This is a genomic window from Mycolicibacterium sp. XJ1819 (genome assembly GCF_053483675.1).
On record NZ_JBEFST010000060.1, the window covers coordinates 1 to 378 of the forward strand.

The 378-nt window shown below is 69.8% G+C and carries 1 protein-coding gene; it reads left to right on the forward strand.

The genetic code is table 11. The annotated features are described in order from the left end of the window. The coding region (locus ABQE89_RS26300) for an HNH endonuclease signature motif containing protein (protein ID WP_448422179.1) at nt 1–378 on the forward strand (378 nt) is incomplete at both ends.

A 378-nucleotide genomic window follows, 5' to 3' on the forward strand; every position in this document is an offset into this window, starting at 1 on the left:
GCGGCGGCCAGCGCGGTCATCCACCTGGTGGCCGAGCCGGCCACCGTGGCCGGCGCCAGTGACCGGCCGGGTTATCTGCCCGGCTTCGGGATCATCCCCGCCGAGTCGGTGCGCCGCATCGCCACCACCGCCGCGTGCACACCGGTGATCATGCCCGCCGGGGTCGCGCCGGATCCAAGCTATCGGCCCAGCGCGGCCACTGCCGAGTTCATCCGGTGGCGCGACCTGACCTGTCGCTGGCCCGGATGTGACACACCGGCGGCCAAGTCCGATATTGATCACACCGTGCCGTGGCCGCACGGGCCCACCCATCCGTCCAACACCAAGCTCTACTGCCGCAGCCATCATCTGATCAAGACGTTCTGCGGCTGGACCGAT